This window comes from Streptomyces sp. SCSIO ZS0520, from assembly GCF_025643355.1.
GTDB classification, from domain to species: Bacteria; Actinomycetota; Actinomycetes; order Streptomycetales; family Streptomycetaceae; genus Streptomyces; species Streptomyces physcomitrii.
Genome location: NZ_CP092644.1, coordinates 286,225 through 304,534, shown reverse-complemented (window position 1 = coordinate 304,534; position 18,310 = coordinate 286,225). Strand labels below are relative to the sequence as shown.

Genomic DNA, 18,310 nt, shown 5'->3' with positions numbered 1-18,310 from the left:
TACGCCGAACCCGGCCTCGCGGGCGGCGGCAGGGTCAACTGCCGTGTGGCGAGGCCGGGTTCGGGGGAAGGCTGCCCGCTGTGAGTGGGGAGGGCGGGTCAGTCGCGGGTCGCGTAGTCGCGGAGGAAGACGGCCTCGGCCACCGACATCCGCTCCAACTCCTCGGGCGAGACGCTCTCGTCGACCGCGTGGATGCTGGCCGAGGGCTCGCTCAGGCCGATGAGGAGGATCTCCGCCTCCGGGTAGAGCGAGGCGAGGGTGTTGCAGAGCGGGATGGAGCCGCCCTGACCGGCGATCTGCATCTCCTGGCCGGGGTAGGCGACCGCCATCGCCCGGGCCATGGCGGTGTAGCCGGGACCGCTGGTGTCGGCGCGGAAGGCCTGCCCCTGGCCGACCTGTTCGCTGCGCACCCGGGCGCCCCAGGGGGTGTGCGCCTCCAGATGGGCCATCAGGAGCTTGGTGGCCTCCGTCGCGTCGCCGCCCGGCGGCACCCGCAGGCTCACCAGCGCCGCCGCGTTCGCGTGGACCGAGGGGGTGGCCCCGGCGACCGAGGGGCTGTCGATGCCGAGCACGGTCACCGCGTACCGCGACCACAGCCGTTCGGCGACCGAGCCGGAGCCGATCAGCTCCACGCCGTCCAGGACCCGGGCGTCGGTGCGGAAGTCCTCGTCCGTGTAGTCCAGTCCCTGCCAGGTCTCCTGGTCGGTGAGCCCGTCCACGCGGGTCGAGCCGTCCGGGGCCCGCAGCGAGTCCAGCACCCGGATGAGGGCGGCCAGCGCGTCCGGTGCCGCCCCGCCGAACTGCCCGGAGTGCAGATTGCCCGCGAGGGTGTCGATCTGGACGCGGACCAGGGTCATCCCGCGCAGCGTGGCGGTCACGGTCGGCACGCCCACCCGGAAGTTGCCGGTGTCGCCGATCACCACGGTGTCCGCGCGCAGCAGTTCGGGGTGCTGCTCCGCGTAGCGCTCCAGGCCGCCGGTGCCCTGCTCCTCGGAGCCCTCGACGATGATCTTCACCGAGACCGGGACGCCGCCGTTCGCCTTGAGGGCGCGCAGGGCGGTGAGGTGCATGATCAGCCCGCCCTTGCAGTCCGCCGCGCCGCGCCCGTACCAGCGGCCCTCGCGGTCGGTCAGGGTGAAGGGCGGCGTCGTCCAGGCGGCCTCGTCGAGCGGGGGCTGCACGTCGTAGTGGGCGTAGAGCAGCACCGTCGGCGCGCCCTCGGGGCCGGGCAGCAGGCCGTACACCGACTGGGTGCCGTCCGGCGTGTCCAGGATCTCCACGTCCTGGAAGCCCTCGGCGCGCAGGGCGTCGCCGACCCAGCGGGCGGCGCGCTCGCTCTCGCTCCTCGGGAATTGGGTGAAGTCCGCCACCGACTTGAAGGCCACCAGTTCCGCCAGCTCCGTCCTGGCACGGGGCATCAGTGTGGCGACCGTCTCTGCGATCGGATGGCTCGGCATGGGCACGCTCCAGGTCGGTACGACGTTGGTCGTAGGTGTACATCTGATGTGCCTCGCCCGTGCATTGTGTGCATGCGAGGCCGTGCCGATCCTTTCACGGCGGTCCTCGGCGAAGCCCGCCGTAGGATGCCCGGGAAGGATGCGGCACACACGTGAATGGGGAGCGGAGACCAGCGTGAGCAGCGAGAACTCTTCCGACGACGCCCAGGTGACCTGGGACGTGGTCGTGGTCGGAGCCGGACCGGCAGGGGCCTCGGCCGCCTATGCGGCGGCCGTGGCGGGACGGCGGGTCCTGCTCCTGGAGAAGGCCTCGCTGCCCCGGTACAAGACCTGCGGCGGCGGCATCATCGGCCCCTCGCGCGACGCGCTGCCGCCCGGCTTCGAACTGCCGCTGCGGGACCGGGTGCACGCGGTCACCTTCTCCCTGGAGGGCCGCTTCGCCCGTACCCGCCGCTCCAAGCAGATGCTCTTCGGGCTCGTGAACCGGGCCGAGTTCGACCACCTGCTCGTCGAGCACGCCCAGAAGGCCGGTGCCGAACTGCGCACCGGCGCCACGGTCGCCCGGGTCGAGCAGCACGGCCCCGAGGTCCCCGACCGCCGTACCGTCGCCGTCGTGCTGCAGAGCGGCGAGACGGTGCTCGCCCGCAGCGTGGTCGGCGCGGACGGCAGCGCCAGCCGGATAGGCGCCCATGTGGGGGTCAAACTGCGGCAGGTCGACCTCGGCCTGGAGGCGGAGATCCCGGTGCCGCCGACCGTGGCCGAGGACTGGGCGGGCCGTGCACTCATCGACTGGGGCCCGCTGCAGGGCAGTTACGGCTGGGTCTTCCCCAAGGGCGACACCCTGACCGTGGGCGTGATCTCGGCGCGCGGCGAGGGCGGGGCGACCAAGCGGTACCTGGAGGACTTCATCGCGCGGCTCGGCCTCGCGGGCTTCACCCCGGAGGTCTCCTCGGGCCACCTCACCCGCTGCCGCACCGAGGACTCGCCGCTCTCCCGCGGCCGGGTCCTGGTCTGCGGGGACGCCGCCGGGATGCTGGAGCCGTGGACCCGGGAGGGCATCTCCTTCGCCCTGCGCTCCGGGCGGATGGCGGGGGAGTGGGCGGTGCGCCTCGCCGAGTCGGGCGACGCGGTGGACGCCCGGCGCCAGGCGCTCAACTACGCCTTCGCGGTCAAGGCCGGGCTCGGCGTGGAGATGAGCGTCGGCAGCCGCATGCTCAAGGTCTTCGAGCGCAAGCCGAGCCTGCTGCACGCGGCGATCACCGGTTTCCGGCCCGCCTGGAAGGCCTTCGCCAAGATCACCCGGGGCTCGACCACGCTCGGCGAGATCGTACGGACCCACCCGGTGGCCCGGCGGGCGCTCTCGGCCCTGGACGGCTGAGCACCCGGCTCCCCGGGGGCGTACTCCCCGGGGAGTAGCCGCGGCCACCACGCCCGGCTGACGCCCCCGGCCGCCCGCGGCGCATAGCGTGGCCGCCATGGAACAGCAGCCCACCGGGAACCGCGGCGGCCCGTCCCGCGGGGCCCCGCCGCTGAGGCGCCTGGCCCACTGGTGGCGGGAGCCGCAGCGGGCGGCGCCGGAGGAGCGCACCGGCCTGCCCTGGGCCTCGACGCTGCTCGTCACCGCCTTCGTGCTCGTCGGCTCGACCTTCGCGGCCAAGGGCCAGCCCGAGCGCGAGCCGCTCGACCTCTTCTCCCGGCTGCTGCTCCTCGGCGGCTCGGCCTCGCTGCTGTGGCGGTGGCGCTTCCCGGTGCCGGTCGCCTTCGTGACGGCCGCCGCCGCGATGCTCTACCTCGGCGCGGGCTATCCGTACGGACCGGTCTTCCTGACGGTGGCGGTCGGCTGCTTCAGCGCCGTGCTCGGCGGGCACCGGAGGGCGGCCTGGTCGGCGGCCGGGATGCTCTGGGCGGGCCATCTCCTGGTGGCGCACTGGCTCTACCGGTGGCTGCCGCCCGGCGGGGACGCTCCCGCGCCCTGGACCCAGGAGATCGGCATCGCCGCCTGGGCGGCCGCGGTCATCGCGCTCGCCGAACTGGCCCGCACCAAGCGGGAGCAGTGGCGGCGCGAGCGCGCCGAGCGGGAGCAGGCGGCGCGGCGCCGGGCCGACGAGGAGCGGCTGCGGATCGCGCGCGAACTGCACGATGTGCTGGCGCACAGCATCTCGGTCATCAACGTCCAGGCCGGGGTGGGCCTCGCCCTCCTCGACTCCGACCCGGAGCAGGCCAGGACCGCCCTGACCACCATCAAGGCGGCCAGCAAGGAGGCGCTCGGCGAGGTGCGGCAGGTGCTCGACACCCTACGCACGCCGGGCGACGCGCCGCGCGCGCCCGCGCCCGGCCTCGCGCGCCTGCCGGAACTGGTCCAGCAGGCCGCGGACGCCGGCCTCACCGTGGAGGTACGCACCGAGGGCGGCCCCCGGCCGCTGCCCCCGGGCGCGGACCTCGCCGCCTTCCGTATCGTGCAGGAGGCGCTGACCAATGTCGTACGCCACTCGGGCTCCCGCCGCGCCCGGGTCCGCCTCGGCTACGAGCCAAGGGCGCTGCGCCTCGTCGTGGACGACGACGGGCCCGCCACCGGCGAACAGGCCGGCGGCAGCGGCAACGGGCTCGCCGGGATGCGGGAGCGGGCCGGGGCCCTCGGTGGCACCATCGGGGCCGGGCCCCGCGAGGACGGCGGCTTCCGCGTCAGCGCCCTGCTTCCGCTCGCCACCGCTCCCCTGGAGGAGGACCGTTGATCCGCGTAGTGCTCGCCGACGACCAGTCGCTGGTCCGGGCGGGATTCCGGGCCCTGCTCGACGCCCAGCCGGACATCGAGGTGGCGGGCGAGGCCGCCGACGGCGAGGAGGCGGTGCGCCTGGTGCGCCAACTGCGCCCGGATGTCGTCCTGATGGACATCCGGATGCCGCTGCTCGACGGACTCGGCGCCACCCGCCGGATCACCGAGGACGGGCAACTCGCCGCGGTGCGCGTGGTGATGCTGACCACCTTCGAGCTGGACGAGTACGTCTTCGAGGCGATCCGCTCCGGAGCCTCCGGCTTCCTGGTCAAGGACACCGAGCCCGAGGAACTGCTGCGCGCGGTACGGGCGGTGACCGAGGGGGACGCCCTGCTCTCCCCGGGGGTGACCAGGCGGCTGATCGCGGAGTTCGCGGCCCGCTCCAAGGAACCGGCGGCGGCGCGTTCCCTTGCCGCGCTGACCGAGCGGGAGCGGGAGGTGATGGCGCTCGTCGGCATCGGCCTGTCCAACGAGGAGATCGCGCGGCGCCTGGTCGTCAGCCCGCTCACCGCGAAGACCCACGTCAGCCGCACCATGGTCAAGCTGGGCGCCCGGGACCGGGCCCAACTGGTCGTGCTGGCCTACGAGTCGGGCCTGGTACGGCCGGGCTGGCTGGGCTGAGCCCGGCCGGTGAAGCGCCACAGCACGAAGACCAGGCGGAGCGAGAAGACCGCGGTGGCGAGCCCGGTGGCGCCGAGGCGCAGCAGGCGTGCGGCGAGGTCGGGCAGCGCGAAGACGAAGGTGGGCCCGGCCACCGCGCCGAAGACCAGGGCCGCGGCGAGGAGCGCGCTGCACAGCGCGTAGCCGATCTCGACCGTGATCGCGTCCCGCTCCCGCTGCCCCATGCCGTCGAGTCTCACGGAAGGGCGCCCGCCGGACAACACCTCGTCCGGCGGACGCAGTTGCACAGGTGCGAAGCTGTTCAGTCGCGGGCCGCGACCGGTTCCGCCGCCGTCTTCGCCGGGTCCGCCGCGGTCTCGGGTGCCGAGCGGGCGACCACCACGGAGTGCGCCGGGCGGCGGGTGCGCAGCCCGGGCAGGGTGAGCAGCAGTCCGGCGGCGGCGACCAGGGTGACGACGACCAGGCCGGGCCGGAAGCTGTCGAGGACCTGCTGCGGGGTGTCCTGCTGCCGGCCGCCCGCGGTGACCACCGCGGTCACGATGGCGAGGAAGAGGGCGCCGCCCACCTGGATCGAGGTGTTGAGCAGGCCGGAGACCATGCCCTGCTCGTGGTCGGCGACGCCGTTGGTGGCCTGGATGTTGAGCGAGGGGAAGACCAGGGCGCAGGCCGCGCCGATCAGCAGCATCGAGGGCAGGATGACCGCGGCGTACTGCGGGTCGAGGTCCGCGCGCAGGAAGAGGGCGTAGCCGAGGACCATCGAGGCGAAGCCCAGCACGATCAGGCGCGGGGTGCCGAAGCGGTCGATGACCGAGCCGATGCCGGTCGCCGAGAGGGCGACGAGCGCGCCCGCGGGCAGGAAGGCGAGCGCCGTCTGCAGCGCGGACCAGCCGAGCAGCGACTGCATGTACTGGGTCACCAGGAACTGGAAGCCCACATACGAGCCGAAGAAGGCCATGGCGCCCAGCTGCGCGCGGACCTGGCTGCCGGAGCGCAGCACGCCGAGCCGCACCAGCGGGCTGGGGCTGCGCAGTTCGATACGGACGAAGAGGACGAGCAGCGCGGCGACGGCGAGGAAGGAGAGCAGGGTCCGGGCGGAGGCCCAGCCCGCCTCGGGCGCCTGGACCACGGTGAAGACGAGCAGCAGCATGGAGAGGGTGCCGGTGACGGCGCCCGGGACGTCGTAGCCGCCGCCTGCCTTCTGGCGCTCGCTGCGCGGGATGAGCCGGATGCCCGCGAGCAGGGCGAGCAGGGCGATCGGCGCGGGCAGCAGCATGGTGTAGCGCCAACTCGCCTCCGTGAGCAGGCCGGAGAGGACCAGGCCCATCGAGAAGCCGGTGGCGGCGCAGGTGGTGTAGATGGACAGGGCGCGGTTGCGGACCGGCCCCTCGGCGAAGGTCGTGGTGATGATCGACAGTCCCGCCGGGGCGGTGAAGGCGGCGCTGAGGCCCTTGATGAAGCGGCTGGCGATCAGCAGCGGCCCGGAGTCGACGAGCCCGCCGAAGACCGAGGCGACGGCGAACACCCCGAGGGCGACGAGGAAGACCCGGCGCCGTCCGAGCAGGTCGGCCGCGCGGCCGCCGAGCAGCAGCAGCCCTCCGTAGCCGAGGATGTAGCCGCTGACGATCCACTGCAAGGACGAGGTGGACAGGTCGAGTTCGGTGCCGATGGAGGGGAGGGCGACTCCCACCATCGAGACGTCGAGCGCGTCCAGGAACATCGCGGTGCACAGGACGAGCAGCGTTCCCCACAGACGCGGTGTCCAGCGTTCCTGGGGAGCGGAAGGGGTGAGCGGAGAGGTCATGGGCAGCAACAGTACATGCGCGTGCATTGAATGCAAATGCATTTAATGTGGATGCAATGATCTCTGGATTCTGCTACGGTGCGCTCCATGGTGGCGACGCATGCCGGAGACGGACTCGTGGAGCAGTGGCGCGGCATTCTGGCCGTCCACGCGCGCACCATGTGCGAGCTGGACCGCGTGCTGCACCAACACGGCCTGGGCGCAAGCGACTTCGAGGTCCTCGACGTCCTCGCGACGGGCAATGAGAGCGGCGAGTGCTCCTTCCGCGTGCAGGAGATCGCCGGATGCGTGCACCTGAGTCAGAGCGCGCTCTCCCGCCTCATCGGACGGCTGGAGAAGGACGGCCTCGTCGAGCGCGCGATGTGCGCCGAGGACCGCCGCGGCGTCAGCGTCCAGCTCACCGAGAAGGGCCGCGCCCTGCACGGGGAGGTGCTGCCGGTGCAGCGGGCCGTGCTCCGGCGGATGCTGGACGAGGAGCGGACCGCCCAGCACGCCTGACCGCCTCGGGCGGCGGCGCTCAGCAGTCGAACACCGACCAGCAGATGCCGTTCCGCAGCCGCTGGTCGTCGAGCACCAACTCCCGGATCTCCTCGGGCAGTTGCTCGCGCTGCCACCGGCACTCCCGGCGCCCCGCGGCCTCGGCCCCGCCCTTCGGCGCGGCGGCGCGGGCGGCCTTGATCGCATAGGCGGCCGCACCCAGCTCGTGCGCGGCGACATGGGCGACCACCCCGGCCTGGCCCGCGGCGTACGCGGCGTGCCGGGCCGCACCGCGCAGCTCCCTGGCCGCGCCCATCGCATGGCCGCCGGTCGCCCGCGCCTCCATCATCCGCAGCTCGCCGCGCACCCAGGCGCGCGCCCCCTCGATCGCCTGGCGCGGGCGCGGGTCCGCGGGCCGGACCGCCTCGAACAGGCCGAGGACGTGCTCCGCGCAGGCGGCCGCCCACAGGGCGAGGAGGTGGTGATCGGCGTCGGTGAGGGTCCCGCCGCGGCGGATCGTCACGAAGCGGGGGTCCCGGACCTTCGGGAGGATCATGGCGGGCAGTTGCTCCTTCCACCGGCTTGCGGGCCGGCTCGACCGGCTTCCGCCTCCCGGGGCAGCAGAGGTGATGGGCCGTCAGAACCCTTGCAACGTAGGGCAGTTACCGCTCCGTCAGAACCCTTGCGGCGTACGGCAGTTGCTGCTCCCGGCCCCGCTCAGACGATCGCGGACGTCTCCCGCCACAGTGCCGCCAGGCGGGCGTCGCCGGTGATCTCCGGGAAGGGTACGCGGTTCCACAGGGCCAGGTAGAGCTTGGAGGCCGGGCCGGAGAGCACGCAGTCGGGCTCGCCGGTGAGTCCGCGTTCGACGACGGGCGGTCCGTCCGACAGGCGCAGGCTCCAGGAGGCGCCCTCGTCGGTGGTGAGGACGTGGACGGTGCGCGGCTCGGGGGTGCGGACCCGGCTGCGCCTGCGGCCGTGGAAGCCGGTCAGCAGCTCGTCGATGCCGTCGACCGCGAGCACCCCGTCGACCGGGGCGGGGGTGCCGCCGCGCGCCGAGTCGGCGTCGAAGCGGTGCATGGTCGTCTCGTGGGCCTGCCGCCGGGCCCAGAAGGCGAGCGGGGAGGGCGCCGCGAAGAAGGTCCAGCAGTCCAGCTCGGGGGTGGCGGACTCCAGCGCGTCGAGCAGCGCGCCGTGCCCCGCGCGGAAGCCGGCGAGCAGCTCCGCGCCGTCGAGCCCGCCCTCCCCGTCCATGGGCCGGGTCTCCGTGCGGCCCTCGCGGACGAAGCCGGTGGCCCAGCGGTGCACCATCGCGGTGTGCCGGACGAGGTCGCGTACCTGCCAGCCCGGGCAGGTGGGCACCTTGGCGTCGAGGCCCGCCTCTTCGGCCGCCTCGGCGAGGAGGCGGCCCTCGCGGTCCAGGAATCCGGTGTACGCGGAGATCTCCATGCCGCGATTCTGCCTGAACCTCTCCGCTTCCGTCCCGCCCCGGCCTGAGCGGATGCCCTGCCGGACCGGCCGGAGTCCGCGGGCGCGGCGCCGGTGCCCGCGCGGCTCAGACCCGGACGACCCGGATGCCCGCGTCCTCGAAGCGGCCGGTGATCTCCTCGCCCGCGGCGGTGTCGGTGACCAGGGTGTCCACCCGGTCCGCCGCGCAGATCCGGGCGAAGGCGCGCTTGCCGAGTTTGCTGGAGTCGGCGGCGACCACCACCCGGTCCGCGCGCTCGCACAGCAGGCGGTTGATCGCCGCCTCGGCCTCGTCGTCGGCGGCGGCGCCGTGCTCCGGGTCGAAGGCGACCACGCCGAGCACCGCGACGTCCATGGTGATCTGGCCGAGCACCCCGTCGGCCAGCGGGCCGATCAGCTCGTAGGACTGGGCGCGGGCGACGCCGCCGGTGACCACGATCTTGAACTGGGGCCGTACCGCTAGCTCGTTGGCGATGTTGAGGGCGTTGGTGACGATGGTCAGCGCGGGGGAGCCGGTGCCGAGGTCGGGGCGTACCGCGAGGGAGCGGGCGACCTCGGTGCTGGTGGTGCCGCCGGTGAGGCCGACCGCCTGGCCCGGGGTGACCAGCTCGGCGACGGCCTTGGCGATGCGCTGCTTCTCGGAGGCATTGCGGGCCGTCTTGTAGCGCAGCGGCAGCTCGTAGGAGACGCCGTGGACCACCGCGCCGCCCCGGGTGCGTACCAGCATCTGCTGCTCGGCGAGCTGGTCGAAGTCGCGCCGGATGGTCGCCGCGGAGACGTCGAGTTCGCCCGCCGCCTCCTCGACGTCGAGGCGCCCGCGCTCCACGAGGAGTTCGAGGAGGGACTTCCACCGGGCATCGCGCGACATCGCGGCTCCGTTCCGTCGTGGCCCCGGAGGCTCCTTCCGGGGTAGTGATCGGGGAGAGCCTATCCACCCTGCGCACCAATGCTTCCTTTTGCTTGAAACCAAGCTATATTTTGCAGAAACACGCATCGATTCGAGTGGGGAACCTAGATGAGTCACGTGCAGACCGAGCTGGCCAGCCAGCCCGAGACCTGGACCCGTGCCGCTCAGCTCGCCGCCGGGAACAGCACCGCGCTCCCGGCTGCCGGCGAGCGGGTGGCGATCGTGGGCTGCGGCACCTCCTGGTTCATGGGGCAGGCCTACGCCGCTCTGCGCGAGCAGTCCGGTCAGGGCGAGACGGACGCCTTCGCCGCCTCCGAGTTCCCGGCCGGCCGCCCCTACGACCGGGTGATCGCCCTCACCCGGTCCGGCACCACCACCGAGGTCCTGGAACTGCTCGGGCACCTGCGCGGCCGGGTCCGCACCTCCGCGATCACCGCGGACCCGGGGACTCCGGTGATGGAGGCGGCCGACGACCTCGTGGTGCTCGACTTCGCCGACGAGCGCTCCGTCGTGCAGACCCGCTTCGCGACCACCGCGCTCACCCTGCTCCGCGCCCACCTCGGCCTGCACACCGAGGAGGCCGTCGCCGACGCCCGTACCGCGCTCGCCGAGCCGCTGCCCGAAGGCCTCGTCGCCTGCTCGCAGTTCACCTTCCTCGGCCGCGGCTGGACCGTGGGCCTCGCCAACGAGGCGGCCCTGAAGATGCGCGAGGCCTCGCTCTCCTGGACCGAGGCCTACCCGGCCATGGAGTACCGCCACGGCCCGATCAGCGTCACCACCTCCGGCACCGCCACCTGGATGTTCGGCCAGGCCCCCGAGGGTCTCGCCGAGCAGGTCCGCGGCACCGGCGCCCAGTGGGTCGGCGGCACCCTCGACCCGCTCGCCGAACTGGTGCGCGCCCAGCGGCTCGCGGTCGCCGTGGCCGACGCCCGCGGCCTCGACCCGGACAGCCCGCGCCATCTGACGCGGTCGGTCATCCTGCCCTCCGCCTGAGCCCAGGCACCATCCGAAAGGAGGGGCCGTGCCCCTCGCACAGACCGGCCCGCTGGTCGCCGAGGCCGCCGCGGCAGGCACCGCCGTCGCCGCCTTCAACGTCATCACCCTCGAACACGTCGAGGCGGTCGTCGCGGGCGCCGAGCACGCGGGCGCCCCCGTCATCCTCCAGATCAGCGAGAACGCCGTCCGCTACCGCTACGGACGGCTGCTCCCGCTCGCCCGGGCCGCCGCCGCCACCGCCGAGGCGGCGGCCGTGCCCGTCGCTCTGCACCTGGACCATGTGCAGAGCGACGAACTCCTGCGGCAGGCCGCCGACGCCGGGTTCAGCTCGGTGATGTACGACGCCGCCCGCCTGCCCTACGCGGAGAACCTCGCCGCCACCCGGGCCGCCGCGCACTGGGGCCACGGCAACGGCCTGTGGATCGAGGCCGAACTGGGCGAGGTCGGCGGCAAGGACGGCCGGCCGCCGCTCGACGCGCACGCCCCCGGCGCCCGCACCCTGCCCGCCGAGGCCGAGGCCTTCGTGGCCGAGTCCGGGGTGGACTCCCTCGCCGTCGCCATCGGCAGCTCGCACGCGATGACCAGCCGCACCGCGAGCCTCGACCACGCCCTGCTCGGCGAGCTGGCGGCCGCCCTGGAGGTGCCGCTGGTGCTGCACGGCTCCTCCGGAGTGCCCGACGCGGAGCTGGCCGCCGCCGTCACCGGCGGCATCGCGAAGGTCAACGTCGGCACCGCCCTCAACATCGCGATGACCACCGCGATCCGCGCGTATCTGGCCGCCCACCCGGAGGCCGTGGACTCGCGCAAGTACCTCAGCGTCGGCCGCGAGGCGATGGTGCGGACCGTCAGCGAGCTGATCACGGTGCTGCGGCCCGCCGCCTGAGGCACCGGGCCGGGCGGGCACCACCGCCCGGCCCTCCGGCCCCGCCGGTGCCATCATGGGGAGGATGAACGGCGAGCTGTTCCCCCGCGGCCGGGCCGAGATCGTCCCCGGCGCGGTGCACGTCCCCGACTGGCTCGGCACCGGGCGCCAGCACGAACTCCTGGACGCCTGCCGTGGCTGGGCCCGCCCGCCCGCCGGACTGCGTACGGTGCACGTCCCCGGCGGCGGCACCATGAGCGCCCGGCAGGTCTGCCTCGGCCGTCACTGGGTGCCCTACCGCTACACCGGGACCGCGGTCGACGGCGACGGCGCCCCCGTCAAGCCCTTCCCCGGCTGGCTGGACGAGCTGGCGCGGAGCGCACTGGCCGCGGCCTACGGCGAGGCCGCCGAACCGGACCCGTACGACGTCGCCCTGATCAACTTCTATGCCGAGGGCACCCGGATGGGCATGCACCGGGACGCCGAGGAGGAGTCCGGGGCGCCCGTGGTCTCGCTCAGCCTCGGCGACTCCTGCGTCTTCCGCTTCGGCAACCCCGAGAACCGCGGCCGGCCCTACCAGGACGTCGAACTGCGCAGCGGCGACCTCTTCGTCTTCGGCGGCCCCGCCCGGCTCGCCTACCACGGGGTGCCCCGGGTCAAGGCGCACAGCGGGCCGCCCGGGCTCGGCCTCACCGGGCGGCTCAACATCACCCTGCGCGTGAGCGGACTGCCCGCCCCGGCACACTGATCACCGGGCGGCGCACCGGCCATGCGAGACTCGCCCCCATGAACGGCAAGGCGACGGACGGGGAACTCGGCGCGAAGCAGTCCCGGCACCGTCTGGAGCGGGGCCGCGGCGCCCTCGGACCCGCGCTCGCGCTCGTCCACACCGGGCAGGCGCCCACCCGCTCGGTGCTCACCTCCCGGCTCGGCGTGACCCGGGCGACCGCCGGGGCCGTGGCCGCCGAGCTGGAGAGCCTCGGCCTGATCCGCGTCGACCCCCGCCCGGCCGCCGCCTCGGGCACCCAGGGCCGCCCCTCGCACCGGCTGGAGATCGCGGAGGAGGGTCCCGTCGTCCTCGCGGGGCAGGTGCACGCCGACGGCTACCGCGCGGCCCTGGTCGGACTCGGCGGCCGGATCGTCGCGACCGCGCCCGGCTGCGTCACGGTCGGCGCGGACCCCTCGTACGTACTGGGCACGCTGGTGGCCGAGGGGGTGCGGCTGCTGGAGGAGAGCGGGCGGCGCTGTGCGGGCGTGGGGCTCGCGGTGCCCTCGGCGGTGGCCGAGCCCGGGGGAGAGGCGCTCAACCCGCTGCATCTGGAGTGGCCCGCCGGTGCGCCGGTACGGCGGCTCTTCACCGAGGCGGTGCGTCAACACGGCCTCGGCGTACCGGTGTTCACCGCCAATGACATCAACCTCGCGGCCCTGGCCGAGCATCGGCACGGCGCGGGCCGGGAGGCGGGCAATCTGCTCTGCGTGGCCACCGGGCACCGCGGGGTCGGCGGCGCCCTGGTGGTCGACGGGCGGCTGCACCTGGGCAGCGCCGGACTCGCCCTGGAGGTCGGCCACATCACCGTGGAGCCGCAGGGGCGGCCCTGCCACTGCGGGCGGCAGGGCTGCCTGGACGTGGAGACCGACCCGCTCGCCTTCCTGCGGGCCGCGGGACGCGAGCCCGCCCCGGGCCGCTCGCCCATCGAGGAGGCCACCCGGCTGCTCGCCGAGGAGGCTGGGGAGCCCGCGGTGCGCGCCGCCATCGAGGCGCTGACCGACCGTCTCGGGCGGGGACTCGCCGCCCTGGTGAACATCCTCAACCCGGACCGCATCATCCTCGGCGGCCTGCACCGCTCGCTCCTGGAGGCCGCGGGCCCCCGGCTGCGCGGCACCGTGGCGCAGGACAGCCTGTGGGGCCTCAGCGGGAGCGTGCCCGTGCGGGCCTGCTCGCTCGCCCACAACAGCCTGGTCGGGGCGGCCGAGTTGGCCTGGCAGCCGGTCCTGGAGGACCCGCTCTCGGTGCTCGTGCCCGCCTGACGCGGGACGTCCGGACACCTCCGCCGCGACCCGGCGACGCGCCTCCGCGCCGGGTCCGGCAGACCGGCCGCACGGGAGAAAACCCTTTCTCTCCGGTGGTTTCCGGTCATTCCCCGAACAGCGGGTATCACGCCATATACCCCTCACCGGGACCGGTCGACCTGGCCCGCAGTGGCTCCGAACACTCTCATTCCCTCACTTCACGCCACTGATTCAACACAGAACGTCACCTCATTCCTATGGGGTTGAGGTGTATTCGGGGCTCGGAACCGGCAGACTCACCGTCGTGGAACCGGCACAGTACGTACCGGTTCGGCACATACCGGCACATCATCACCGGCACAGCACCCCGGAAGGACGCACCCACATGCACCGGACCGCGCGCCTCGCAGCGACGATCTCGCTGGCGGCAGCAGCCCTCGCCCTCCCCCTCGCCCAGGCCTCCGCCGCACCCCAGGCGGCCCCGGCGAGCCTGTACGCCCCCTCGGAGCTCGTCCTCACCCTCGCGCACGGCACCTCCGCCGCCGACTCCGCGCCCGCCCGCGCGGTGACCCTGAGCTGCGGGCCCACCGCCCGCGGCAGCCACCCGGACCCGGCCGCCGCCTGCGCCGAACTCGCCGCGGCCCAGGGCGCCTTCGACGCCCTCGCGGGCTCCGGGCAGGCCGTCTGCGACCGCCGGTACGCCCCCGTGGTGATCACCGTCTCCGGGGTCTGGCAGGGCAAGCGGACCGCCTACGAACGCACCTTCTCCAACGAGTGCGTCAAGAACTCTCAGGGGCGGACCGTCTTCGCCTTCTGAGGGGCCGTTCCCCGGGCGGCGCCTGACGGACGTCCGTCGCTGCCGGGCCCCTCGCACCCGCTCATACCGGTCCGGTGCCGCCGTGTGCGGACAACCGGGCGGCACCGGACCGTGTGGCGTGGGGACGCTCCGGCGAGAGCCGGGTCTGTGCGGGGCGGGAGGGCCTGGACAGGGTGGGTACGGACGGCCGGGGCGAACAGGGCCGTACGGGACGGCAGTAGGGGAACCGGCGGGCGGGCGACCGTCCGCCGGTCGCCGTCCGCCCCGGCTCCGCGCACCCCCGGGAAGCAGCCGCGCCCGCCCCGGCTACTCCCGCCGGGGTACGCGCACTGCCGCTGCCGGTACGACGACCCGGGGCACCCCCCGGGGCCACTCTCGGAACATCACCCCATCCACCGGCTCACCGGGCGACCGGCGAACCGCAGACAAGGAGATGAGCCGAGATGCTGACCCTGGCGTACGACGGGGGGCCCGGTCCCTGGATCCTGTTCTTCCCGCTGATCTGGGCCGCCGTGATCGTCGGTGCCGTGATCGTCCTGCGCCGCACCGTCTGGCGCGGCCGCCGCGGACCCTGGCACCCCGTCTGCGAGGACAACTCCCCGCTCGCGGTGCTCGGCAGGCGCTTCGCCGCGGGCGAGATCGACGAGGAGGAGTACGGGCGCCGGCTCACCGTCCTCGACCAGCGCTTCGGCCGCGGCGGCAAGGCAGGAGCGGCATGACCACCGAGACCGCCGTCCGCACCGCGGCCCGGGTCGTGGACGCCGTGAAGGTCTACGGCAGCGGGGACACCGAGGTACGGGCCCTGGACGGTGTCAGCGTCGACTTCCCGGCCGGGCGCTTCACCGCGATCATGGGCCCCTCGGGCTCCGGCAAGTCCACCCTGCTGCACTGCGCGGCCGGTCTCGACAGCCTCAGCTCCGGTGCCGCCTTCATCGGCGGCACCGAACTGGGCGCCCTCGACGACCGGCGGCTGACCCTGCTGCGCCGCGACCGCGTCGGCTTCGTCTTCCAGGCCTTCAACCTGGTGCCCACGCTGACCGTCGCGGAGAACATCACCCTGCCCATGGACCTCGCGGGCACCCGCGCCGACCGCGAGGCGGCCGAGTGGATCGACGCCCTGATCGACATCGTCGGCCTGCGCGACCGGCTGCACCACCGGCCCGCCGAACTCTCCGGCGGCCAGCAGCAACGCGTCGCCGTGGCACGGGCGTTCGCGAGCCGCCCCGAGGTCGTCTTCGCCGACGAGCCCACCGGGAACCTCGACTCCCGCTCCGGCGAGGAGGTCCTCGGACTGCTCGGCCGGGCGGTACGCGAGCGGGGGCGCACCGTCGTCATGGTCACCCACGACCCGGTGGCCGCCGCCCACGCCGACGAGGTCGTCTTCCTCGCCGACGGGCGGCTGGTCGACCGGATGCCCGCGCCGAGCGCGGAACGCGTGCTCGACCGGCTGAAGGCCTTCGACGCGCGGGCCGCGAAGAAGGTGACGTCATGAGCGCCGCCCGTGCCTCGGCGCGGCTCAGCCTCGCCTCGCTGCGGGCCCACAAGCGCCGCTTCGCGGGCACCTTCCTCGCCGTACTGCTCGGGGTCTCCTTCCTGGCCGGCACCCTGGTCATGGGGGACACCCTGCGGGCCGGTTTCGACAGCCTGTTCGGCGACGCCACCCGCGGCACCGACGCCGTCGTACGCAGCGCCGACACCGTCACCACGCCCGGCGAGAGCCAGGGCGTGCGCAGCCCCGTGCCGACCTCGCTCGCCGCCCGGATCGAGCGGGTGCCCGAGGTCGCCGCGGCGGTGCCGCGCATCGAGGGCGCCGGACAGCTCGTCGGGAAGAACGGCAAGCCCATCGGCGGCCAGGGACCGCCCACCCTGGCCGGGAACTGGATCGCCGACCGCGCGCTCAATCCGTACCAACTCGCCGAGGGACGCGCCCCGTCGAGGACCGGTGAGGTCGTCGTCAACCGGGGAGCCGCGAAGCGGGGCGGCCTCGGCATCGGCGACACCACCACGCTGCGCACCCCCGACCCGGTGAAGGTGCGCCTGGTGGGCCTCGCCCGCTTCGGCGGCGAGGACGGCATGGCCCAGGTGACCTACACCGGCATGACCCTGGGCGACGCGCATAAGTACCTGACACCGCGGCCCGGCGAGGCCGCGAGCATCCAGGTGCGGGCCGGGCCCGGCACCGGTCAGCGGGAACTGGTCGAGGCGCTGACTCCCGTACTGCCCGAGGGAGTCGAGGCGATCACCGGCCAGGAGTCCGCCGAGGAGAACACCGAGATGATCTCCGGGCAGTTCCTGACGCTCTTCACCACCTTCCTGCTGGTCTTCTCCGGCGTCGCCCTGCTCGTCGCCACCTTCTCCATCCACAACACCTTCGCCATCGTCGTCGCCCAGCGCTCCCGCGAGAACGCGCTGCTGCGGGCGCTCGGCGCCTCCCGGCGGCAGGTCACCGCCGCCACCCTGACCGAGGCGGGCGCCGTCGCGGTGGCCGCCTCGCTCACCGGCCTGCTCGGCGGCATCGGCATCGCGGCCGGGCTCCAGGCGCTCTTCCCGGCCATCGGATTCCCCTTCCCGGAGGGGGAGTTGGTGATCAGCGGAGTCTCGCTGTGGCTGCCGGTCGCGGTCGGCGTCCTCGTCTGCCTGGCCTCCGCGCTGCTGCCCGCCCTGCGGGCCGGGCGCACCGCGCCGCTCGCCGCGCTGCGGGAGACGGCCGTGGACACCTCCGGCGCCTCCCGGGCCCGCGCCCGCACCGGCGCCGCCCTCGGCCTCGCCGCGGTGGCCGCCACCCTCACCGGGGTGCTCCTCACGCCCTCGCTGTGGCTGGCGGGCCTCGGCGCGGTCCTCGCGCTCGCCGCCTTCGTGGTCCTCGGTCCGGTGGCCGCCACCACCGCGGTACGGGCCCTCGGCGCGCCCCTGGACCGGCTGCGCGGGCTCACCGGACGGCTCGCCCGGCGCAACGCGCTGCGCAGCCCGAAGCGGACCGCGGCCACCGCGGGCGCGCTCATGATCGGGGTCGCGGTGGTCTCGCTCTTCACCGTCTTCGGCGCCTCGCTGAAGGCGACCATGAACCAGACGGTGGACCGCTCCTTCGCCGGTGACGTCGCCGTCAGCACCCCCTCCTTCGGCGCGGGCGGCAGCGGACTCAGCCCCCGCCTCGCGCCCGCCCTCGCCGAGCGGCCCGAGGTCGCCACGGCGGTCGGCCTCGGCCGCGGGGTGGCCGAGGTGGACGGCCGGGGCCGCGCCCTGACCGTCACCGACCCGGCGGCCCTGGAGCGCACCTTCCACCTGGGCACGGTCCGCGGCGACCTGAGCGCCCTCGGCACCGACGGCATCGCCCTCGCCGCCCCCGAGGCCGAGAAGGCGGGACTGGAACCCGGCTCCCGCACCCGGCTCGCCTTCACCGACGGCAGCCGGGAGACCTTCACCGTCCGCGCCGTCTACGACCGCTCCGAACTGGTCGGCGACTACGTCCTCACCCGCGAGGCCTGGGCCCCGCACCGGGCACAGGACGCGGACACCCTGGTCGCCGTCACCTTCGCGGACGGGGTGGGCCAGGCGGCCGGCAGCGCCGCGGTCGAGAAGGTCGCGGCGCGCTACGGCAACCCCGAGGTGCAGACCCGCGGCGAGTACGCCGAGTCCTCCGCGGCCGGCATCGACATGATGCTCACCCTGGTCTACGCGCTGCTCGCCCTCGCCGTACTGATCGCGCTGCTCGGCATCGCCAACACGCTGACCCTGGCGATCCACGAGCGCACCCGGGAGCTGGGGCTGCTGCGGGCCGTCGGGCAGACCCGGGCCCAGCTGCGGGCCATGGTCCGCTGGGAGTCGGTCCTGGTCGCGGCCTTCGGCACGGCGGGCGGGCTCGGGCTCGGCGGCTTCCTCGGCTGGGTCCTGGTGGCGGCCTCGGACGGGGCGAGCGAGAGCGCCTTCGCCTTCGCCCTGCCACCCGCGCAACTGCTCGTGGTGGCGCTGGTCGGACTCGCGGCCGGGGCCCTCGCGGGGCTGCGCCCGGCCCGGCGGGCGGCCCGCCTGAACGTCCTCGGGGCCATCGCCACCGAGTGAGGAAGGCGGCACGGCGGGCCCGGTGGACATCCGTCCACCGGGCCCGCCGCGTTCCTGCGGTCT

General features: G+C 74.4%; 18 protein-coding genes. 12 read left to right on the top strand and 6 right to left on the bottom strand.

Translation table 11 applies throughout. The features are described from left to right. Positions 1–98 precede the first annotated feature (98 nt). Complete coding sequence (locus MID12_RS00950) at positions 99–1,457, bottom strand: dipeptidase (RefSeq protein ID WP_040246120.1); 1,359 nt, start codon at positions 1,455–1,457, stop codon at positions 99–101. A 175-nt stretch (positions 1,458–1,632) separates the two neighbouring features. On the opposite strand from MID12_RS00950, the gene MID12_RS00945 reads away from it, so the two are divergent. From MID12_RS00945 to MID12_RS00935, 3 genes are all read left to right on the top strand, one after another. Then, entirely contained in the window at positions 1,633–2,835 is a 1,203-nt protein-coding gene (locus MID12_RS00945) for a geranylgeranyl reductase family protein (protein ID WP_040246119.1), read from the top strand. 88 nt (positions 2,836–2,923) lie between these two features. Continuing rightward, entirely contained in the window at positions 2,924–4,189 is a 1,266-nt protein-coding gene (locus tag MID12_RS00940) for a sensor histidine kinase (protein ID WP_263164211.1), read from the top strand. Continuing rightward, positions 4,186–4,851: a response regulator gene (locus MID12_RS00935; protein WP_263164209.1), complete on the top strand. Its 666-nt coding sequence runs from the start codon at positions 4,186–4,188 to the stop codon at positions 4,849–4,851. Before MID12_RS00940 ends, MID12_RS00935 begins: the two co-directional genes overlap by 4 nt. Here the strand turns inward: MID12_RS00935 and MID12_RS00930 are convergent. Both MID12_RS00930 and MID12_RS00925 read right to left on the bottom strand, forming a co-directional pair. Then, positions 4,812–5,075: a DUF6332 family protein gene (locus MID12_RS00930; protein ID WP_040246116.1), complete on the bottom strand. Its 264-nt coding sequence runs from the start codon at positions 5,073–5,075 to the stop codon at positions 4,812–4,814. The two genes, MID12_RS00935 and MID12_RS00930, sit on opposite strands and share 40 nt — an antisense overlap. A 77-nt stretch (positions 5,076–5,152) precedes the next feature. After that, positions 5,153–6,652 carry an MFS transporter gene (locus MID12_RS00925; protein WP_263164207.1) on the bottom strand — a complete coding sequence of 500 codons (1,500 nt, stop codon included), beginning with the start codon at positions 6,650–6,652 and terminating at the stop codon, positions 5,153–5,155. An 87-nt stretch (positions 6,653–6,739) separates the two neighbouring features. Between MID12_RS00925 and MID12_RS00920 the strand changes: the two genes are divergently transcribed. Further along, on the top strand, positions 6,740–7,150 hold the full coding sequence (locus MID12_RS00920) for a MarR family winged helix-turn-helix transcriptional regulator (RefSeq protein ID WP_263164206.1): 411 nt from the start codon (positions 6,740–6,742) through the stop codon (positions 7,148–7,150). Between the two features lie 19 nt (positions 7,151–7,169). Here MID12_RS00920 and MID12_RS00915 read toward each other — a convergent pair whose 3' ends face one another. From MID12_RS00915 to MID12_RS00905, 3 genes are all read right to left on the bottom strand, one after another. Continuing rightward, positions 7,170–7,685 (bottom strand): putative immunity protein, encoded by a 516-nt coding sequence (locus MID12_RS00915; protein ID WP_263164204.1) that lies wholly within the window; start codon positions 7,683–7,685, stop codon positions 7,170–7,172. Between the two features lie 161 nt (positions 7,686–7,846). Next, positions 7,847–8,578, bottom strand: a complete 732-nt coding sequence (locus MID12_RS00910; protein ID WP_263164202.1) for a maleylpyruvate isomerase family mycothiol-dependent enzyme — start codon at positions 8,576–8,578, stop codon at positions 7,847–7,849. A gap of 106 nt (positions 8,579–8,684) precedes the next feature. Then, positions 8,685–9,464 carry a DeoR/GlpR family DNA-binding transcription regulator gene (locus MID12_RS00905; RefSeq protein WP_040246111.1) on the bottom strand — a complete coding sequence of 260 codons (780 nt, stop codon included), beginning with the start codon at positions 9,462–9,464 and terminating at the stop codon, positions 8,685–8,687. A 147-nt stretch (positions 9,465–9,611) separates the two neighbouring features. Here MID12_RS00905 and MID12_RS00900 point away from each other — a divergent pair, with 147 nt between their 5' ends. The 8 genes from MID12_RS00900 to MID12_RS00865 all read left to right on the top strand — a co-directional run bounded on the left by MID12_RS00900 (position 9,612) and on the right by MID12_RS00865 (position 18,247). Continuing rightward, entirely contained in the window at positions 9,612–10,496 is an 885-nt protein-coding gene (locus MID12_RS00900; protein WP_263164200.1) for an SIS domain-containing protein, read from the top strand. Positions 10,497–10,524: 28 nt separating this feature from the next. Beyond that, positions 10,525–11,382 (top strand): ketose-bisphosphate aldolase, encoded by an 858-nt coding sequence (locus tag MID12_RS00895; protein ID WP_040246109.1) that lies wholly within the window; start codon positions 10,525–10,527, stop codon positions 11,380–11,382. Positions 11,383–11,446: 64 nt separating this feature from the next. Further along, positions 11,447–12,109, top strand: a complete 663-nt coding sequence (locus tag MID12_RS00890; RefSeq protein WP_263164197.1) for an alpha-ketoglutarate-dependent dioxygenase AlkB family protein — start codon at positions 11,447–11,449, stop codon at positions 12,107–12,109. A 38-nt stretch (positions 12,110–12,147) separates the two neighbouring features. Then, complete coding sequence (locus MID12_RS00885; RefSeq protein ID WP_040246107.1) at positions 12,148–13,389, top strand: ROK family protein; 1,242 nt, start codon at positions 12,148–12,150, stop codon at positions 13,387–13,389. A 367-nt stretch (positions 13,390–13,756) separates the two neighbouring features. Beyond that, complete coding sequence (locus MID12_RS00880; RefSeq protein ID WP_263164195.1) at positions 13,757–14,188, top strand: SSI family serine proteinase inhibitor; 432 nt, start codon at positions 13,757–13,759, stop codon at positions 14,186–14,188. A 443-nt stretch (positions 14,189–14,631) separates the two neighbouring features. After that, positions 14,632–14,907, top strand: a complete 276-nt coding sequence (locus MID12_RS00875; RefSeq protein ID WP_263164194.1) for an SHOCT domain-containing protein — start codon at positions 14,632–14,634, stop codon at positions 14,905–14,907. Next, on the top strand, positions 14,904–15,680 hold the full coding sequence (locus tag MID12_RS00870; RefSeq protein WP_263164193.1) for an ABC transporter ATP-binding protein: 777 nt from the start codon (positions 14,904–14,906) through the stop codon (positions 15,678–15,680). The genes MID12_RS00875 and MID12_RS00870 overlap by 4 nt, the downstream gene beginning before the upstream one ends. Next, a complete protein-coding gene (locus tag MID12_RS00865; RefSeq protein WP_263164192.1) occupies positions 15,677–18,247 on the top strand; it encodes an ABC transporter permease in 2,571 nt (856 codons plus the stop codon). The genes MID12_RS00870 and MID12_RS00865 overlap by 4 nt, the downstream gene beginning before the upstream one ends. Positions 18,248–18,310 lie beyond the last annotated feature (63 nt).